Genomic DNA, 5,925 nt, shown 5'->3' with positions numbered 1-5,925 from the left:
GCACTGAGGAAGGCGCGCGCGCCGAGGACCACCCGCGTAGGTGCCGTTCCCCGCGTCAGCCACGCACCCGCATCGACCACGGACTCGTACCGGGTCCCGACCGTTCGACCGCAGACACGCACCGAAGATCACCACGTACCGACACGCATGAGGAGCGACGATGACGCAGCAGAGCCGCGATCCCCTGGCCGCGCGTGACCCCGGCCGGCGCAGAGTCGTCGGCGGGCTGTTCGGACTCGGCGCCGCCGCACTGGCCGCGCCCGTACTGACCGCCTGCGGCGGGGGAGCGGGGGCCGACCCGAAGACGGTCACCTTCGGCTCCAACGGCGCCGACGCCACCCCCAAGTCCGCCTACGCCGCCCTGACCAAGGCGTTCGGCAAGGACAGCGGTCTGACGGTGAAGACGAACACCGTCGACCACGACACCTTCCAGAAGAGCGTCTCCACCTATCTGCAGGGCACCCCGGACGACGTCTTCACCTGGTTCGCCGGATACCGCATGCAGTACTTCGCCAAGAAGAAGCTCTGTACGCCGCTCGACGACGTGTGGGACAAGATAGGCGCCGGCTTCAGCGACGCCACCAAGCAGCTCTCCCGCGGCGAGGACGGGAAGTACTACTTCGTTCCGCTGTACAACTACCCGTGGGCCGTCTTCTACCGCAAGAGTGTGTTCAAGGAACGCGGCTACCAAGTCCCGCAGAAGTGGAGCGAGTTCGTCGCGCTCGCCAAGCGCATGAAGCGGGACGGCCTGTCCCCGATCGCCTCCGGGTACGGCGGCGGCGACGCCTGGAGCATCCTCGGCGCCTTCGACTACCTCAACCTGCGGACCAACGGCTACGACTTCCACATGTCGCTGATGCGCGGCAAGGTCTCCTGGACCGACCCCCGCGCCGTCGCCACCCTGGACCACTGGCGCGAACTCACGCCCTACTACCAGCAGGGCGCGGGCGGCCGGTCCTGGCAGGACGCCGCGCAGTCGCTGCTCGACAAGAAGTCGGGCATGGCCGTCATCGGTCTCTTCCTCGGCCAGCAGATCACCGACGAGGCGATCCGGGCCGACATCGACTTCTTCCCCTTCCCCGAGATCGACTCCGCCCACGGCCAGGACGCCGTCGAGGCCCCCACCGACGGCTTCATGCTCAGCCGCAGGCCCAAGAACGTGGACGGCGCCAAGAAGTTCCTGGAGTTCCTCGGAGGTGCCCACGCCGAGGAGCTGTACATGGGGGTCGACCCGAGCAACCTCGCCGTCAACAAGCAGGCGAACACCGGCTCGTACAACGCGCTGCAGAAGAAGTCCGCGGACCTCATCGCCTCCGCCAAGCACATCAGCCAGTTCGCGGACCGTGACAGCGACCCCGGTTTCATCTCCACCGTCGTGCTCCCCGGCCTCACCCAGTGGCTCGGCCACCCCGACGACGGCACGGGAACGCTGAAGAAGATCGAATCCCAGCGCTCGCGATTCTTCACGGCCTGACCAGGACCGGAAAGGTCTCCCGCACCGTGTCCTCCACGCCCGTCACGCCCGCCGCACCCGTCACACCCGACGGGCAGCAACGTCCCCGAACGCGTCCCCCCAGGCGTCCCCGCCGTCTCGGCCCCGGCGACCGGATCTTCCTGACCGTCGCCATCGGCATCCCGCTCGCCGCCCTGCTCTTCTTCGTCTGGCTGCCCGCGCTGGCCTCCCTGGGGCTGTCCTTCACCACCTGGGACGGCATCGACCTGGCCGACATCCACTGGATCGGCCTGGACAACTACCAGCAGATCTTCACCAACTACCCGCCGTTCTGGCCCGCGGTGCGGCACAACGTGATCTGGCTGCTGTTCACGGCCCTGCTGCCCACACCGTTCGGCATCTTCCTCGCCTACCAGCTCGACAGGAAGATCCGCTTCACCCGGATCTACCAGACCGCGATCTTCCTGCCGATGGTGCTCTCCCTGGCCGTCGTCGGCTTCATCTGGGAGATCATCTACAACCCCGACACCGGACTCCTCAACGGCCTTCTGAGCGCGGCCGGTTCGAGTCACCACATCGACTGGCTCGGCAACGCCGATCTCAACCTGTGGGCCGTCCTCGTCGCCTCGGGCTGGCGGCACACCGGCTACATCATGATCCTCTACCTGGCCGGCCTGAAGGGCTTCGACCCGGCGCTCAAGGAGGCCGCCGCACTCGACGGCGCAGGCGGCCGCCAGACCTTCCTGCGCGTGGTGTTCCCCGCCATGAAACCGGTCAACATCATCATCCTGGTCGTCACGGTCATGGAGTCCCTGCGGGCCTTCGACATCGTCTACGTCCTCGGCGGCGGCGTCGGCAGCAAACCCGGCATGGAACTGCTCTCCCTGCTCATCACCGACAACATCATCGGTGAGTCCAGCCACATCGGTTACGGCTCCGCTCTCGCGGTCGTCCTCCTCCTGGTCTCCCTCGCGGCCATCGGGACCTTCCTCGTCCAGACCTTCCGCAAGGAGGACCAGTGACCACGACCATGACGCGGCCGGGCGCTGGGACCACGGCCCGGCACGAGCCGCCGACGACCGGCAAGGGGCCCCGCCGCCAGACCGGCCGCCACGTGATGCTCGCCGGCATCGCCCTGCTCTGGCTCGTCCCGCTGCTCTGGGCCGTGTACACCTCGCTGCGGCCCTACTCGGACACCGCGAAGCACGGCTACCTGTCCTGGCCGCGCAGCCTGAGCCTAGGCAACTTCACGGACGCCTGGCAGCAGTCGGGGATGCCGCACTTCTTCTGGAACTCCGTCCTCATTACCGTCCCCGCGGTCCTGGGCACGCTGCTGTTCTCGGCGGCGGTCGCCTTCTTCGTCTCCCGCTTCGACTTCCGCTGGAACATCGTCCTGCTGATGCTGTTCACCGCGGGCAACCTGCTCCCGGCACAGGTCCTCATCACCCCCCTGTACCGCCTCTACCTCCTGATCCCGCTGCCGCAGTGGATGAGTGACTCGCTGCTGCTCTACAACTCGGTGTGGGGCATCATCGCCATCCACATCGCCTACCAGTCGGGGTTCTGCACCTTCGTCCTCAGCAACTACATGAAGACGATCCCCAAGGAGATCTCCGAGGCGGCGCTCGTGGACGGCGCCCCGGTCTGGCGACAGTTCTTCCAGATCGTCCTGCCGCTGTGCCGCCCCGCGTTCGCGGCCCTGGCGACCCTCGAATCGATCTGGATCTACAACGACTTCTTCTGGCCGCTCGCGCTGATCGAGACCGGCGACAAGCGACCCGTCACCTCCGCCCTGGCCAACCTGCAGGGCCAGTACTTCACCAATCCCAACCTCATCGCGGCCGGCGCACTGATGACCGCGATCCCCACGCTGCTGGTGTACTTCGCGCTCCAGCGCCAGTTCATCAGCGGACTCACCATCGGCTCGGGCAAGGGCTGAGCCGCCCCACCCTGAACCCACTCCCAGGAGGCACGACCCATGCGGTCATCCTCGTACCCCGTCCTGCCCACCCGCGCCCTGAGAGCCATGGTCGTCCTCGCCCTCACCGCGGGCATCGCGATCACCGCCCCGGCCGCGCACGCCGGTCCGGCAGCCGCCGGACCCGCTCCCGCCAAGGCAGCTCCCGCCGTGGCCGCCAAGCCCTATATGGGCTGGTCGAGTTGGAGCATGCAGTCGTCGAAGTACCCGGGCCTCAACCCGGACGGCGACTACAGCTACCTCACCGAGGCGAACGTCCTGAAGCAGACGGACGCCCTCGCCGCCAAGCTCAAGAAGTACGGCTACGACCACGTCAACATCGACGCGGGCTGGTGGATGGACAAGAGCTGGAAGACCGGCTTCGACCAGTACGGCCGGCAGACCCCCGATCCCGTCCGTTTCCCGCACGGCATGAAGTCGGTCGCCGACCACATCCACTCCAAGGGCCTGAAGGCCGGCATCTACCTGCCGGTCGGCCTGGAGAAGGGGGCCTACGGCGACGGCAAGGTCCCGGTCTGGAACGCCCCGGGCTGCACGACCGCCGACGTCGTCTACTCGGACCTGCGCACCACCAACGGCTGGGACAACGCCTACAAGCTGGACTTCGACAACCCGTGTGCGCAGAAGTACATCGACTCGCAGGCCCAGCAGTTCGCCGACTGGGGCTACGACTTCCTCAAGCTGGACGGTGTCGGTCCGGGTTCGTTCAAGTCCGGTGACAACTACAACAACGTCGCCGACGTCGCCGCCTGGCAGAAGGCGATCGCCACCGCCGGGCGCCCGATCCACCTCGAAATCTCCTGGTCGCTCGACATCGGCCACGCCGCCGACTGGAAGCAGTACTCCAACGGCTGGCGCATCGACACCGATGTCGAGTGCTACTGCAACACCCTGGTCACCTGGGAGAACTCGGTCAACGACCGGTGGGACGACGCACCAGCGTGGAGCCGCAAGGCGGCCCCGGGCGGTTGGAACGACCTGGATGCCATCGACGTCGGCAACGGCGAGATGGACGGCCTCACCAAGGCCGAGCGGCAGAGCTACATGACCCTGTGGGCCATCAACAAGTCGCCGCTGTTCACCGGGGACGACATCACCAGGCTGGACAGCTACGGCGTCTCCCTGCTGACCAACAAGGAGGTCATCGCCGTCGACCAGAACGACTCGCCCGTCGCGCGTCCGGTCACCCCGGTCGGCGACCAGCAGGTCTGGGGCACCAAGAACTCCGACGGCAGCTACACCGTCGCCCTGTTCAACCTCGGCGACTCGCCGGCCTCCGTCACCGCCGACTGGGCGTCCCTCGGATTCAGCGGGAACGCCACCGTGCGCGACCTGTGGAACAAGGCGGACCTCGGGACCCACAAGAACAAGATCACCGAGGCGCTCCCGGCCCACGGCTCGCGGCTGTTCACCGTCAAGCCCGGCGGCAGCGCGCTCACGACCACGAGCTACGAGGCCGAGGCGACCGCCAACACCCTCTCGGGCAACGCCTCCGTCGCCGGCTGCGACGCCTGCTCCGGCGGCAAGAAGGTCGGCAACCTGTACACCGGCGGCAAGCTGCGGATCAACGACGTCACGGTGAAGAAGGACGGGATCTACACCGTCAAGGTGGCCTACGTCAGCGGCGACCCCCGCTCGGTGACCGTCCTGTCCAACAGCGGCAACGGCACCAGCCTGAAGTTCCCTTCCACGGGTGACTGGGGGACGGCCGAGACCGTCAGCGTGCAGTTGGCGCTGAAGGCGGGCTCCAACTCCATCACCTTCGACAGCGGCAGCGGATACGCACCCGACATCGACAGGATCGTCGTCCCGCAGTCCGTCTGACCGGCTTCCCGCGGGGCCCGGTGACACGTCCCGGGCCCCGCGGGGACCAGCCCGACGCCGACGGTCCGCAGCCGTCGTTCTCGCACGAGCCGCTCCCCCACGAGCCGTTCCCGCATGAGCCGTTCCCGGATTTGGAGTGCACCACCGTGGACATCCAGCACACCGAACCACGCGACAACACGCCCAGTCGCAGGGGCTTCCTCGCCCTCGCCGCCGCTGCCGGCGCGGCCACCGCTCTCGGAGCGCTGCCCGCCTTCACCGCCTCGGCGGCTCCCCGGCGTCCCACCGAGTCGCCCCTGCTGTCCCCGGCCGACGCCGCGCGGAACCAGCTCTGGTGGCAGGCTCCCGGCTCCGCCCACTCGATGATCGAGCAGGGGCTGCCGGTGGGGAACGGGCGTCTCGGGGCGCTCGTGAGCAACGACCCCGCCGACGAACTCCTGATGATCACCGACGCCACCCTGTGGACCGGTCATCTCAACGGCACACTGCAGAGCGACGGCCAGTTCCCCTACGGGCGCGACGACTTCGGTTCCCTCACCCTGCTGGCCAGGCTCGACGTGACCATCCCGGACCACGACCTGGGCGGCGTCGACCACTACCGTCGCACCCTCGACCTGGCCCAGGGGCTGATCACCACCTCGTACGACGTCGCGGGCGTGACCTACCGGCG

General features: G+C 67.8%; 5 protein-coding genes. All 5 read left to right on the top strand.

The features are described 5' to 3' along the window. The first annotated feature begins 160 nt into the window (after positions 1 to 160). Entirely contained in the window at positions 161 to 1,474 is a 1,314-nt protein-coding gene (locus tag ABZV34_RS36615; RefSeq protein WP_356286763.1) for an ABC transporter substrate-binding protein, read from the top strand. Positions 1,475 to 1,500: 26 nt separating this feature from the next. Continuing rightward, positions 1,501 to 2,475: a sugar ABC transporter permease gene (locus ABZV34_RS36610; RefSeq protein WP_356286760.1), complete on the top strand. Its 975-nt coding sequence runs from the start codon at positions 1,501 to 1,503 to the stop codon at positions 2,473 to 2,475. After that, positions 2,472 to 3,392, top strand: coding sequence for a carbohydrate ABC transporter permease (locus ABZV34_RS36605; protein ID WP_356286757.1), 921 nt, complete (start codon positions 2,472 to 2,474; stop codon positions 3,390 to 3,392). Before ABZV34_RS36610 ends, ABZV34_RS36605 begins: the two co-directional genes overlap by 4 nt. Before the next feature lie 39 nt (positions 3,393 to 3,431). After that, positions 3,432 to 5,255 carry a carbohydrate-binding protein gene (locus ABZV34_RS36600; protein ID WP_356286755.1) on the top strand — a complete coding sequence of 608 codons (1,824 nt, stop codon included), beginning with the start codon at positions 3,432 to 3,434 and terminating at the stop codon, positions 5,253 to 5,255. A 146-nt stretch (positions 5,256 to 5,401) separates the two neighbouring features. Further along, positions 5,402 to 5,925: glycoside hydrolase N-terminal domain-containing protein (locus tag ABZV34_RS36595; RefSeq protein ID WP_356286752.1), on the top strand; the 524-nt coding region annotated here is incomplete at its 3' end.

This window comes from Streptomyces sp. NPDC005195 (genome assembly GCF_040608315.1).
GTDB classification, from domain to species: domain Bacteria; phylum Actinomycetota; class Actinomycetes; order Streptomycetales; family Streptomycetaceae; genus Streptomyces; species Streptomyces kaempferi.
The sequence above is the reverse complement of the archived record's forward strand: the minus strand, read 5'-3'. Positions and strand labels throughout refer to the sequence as shown.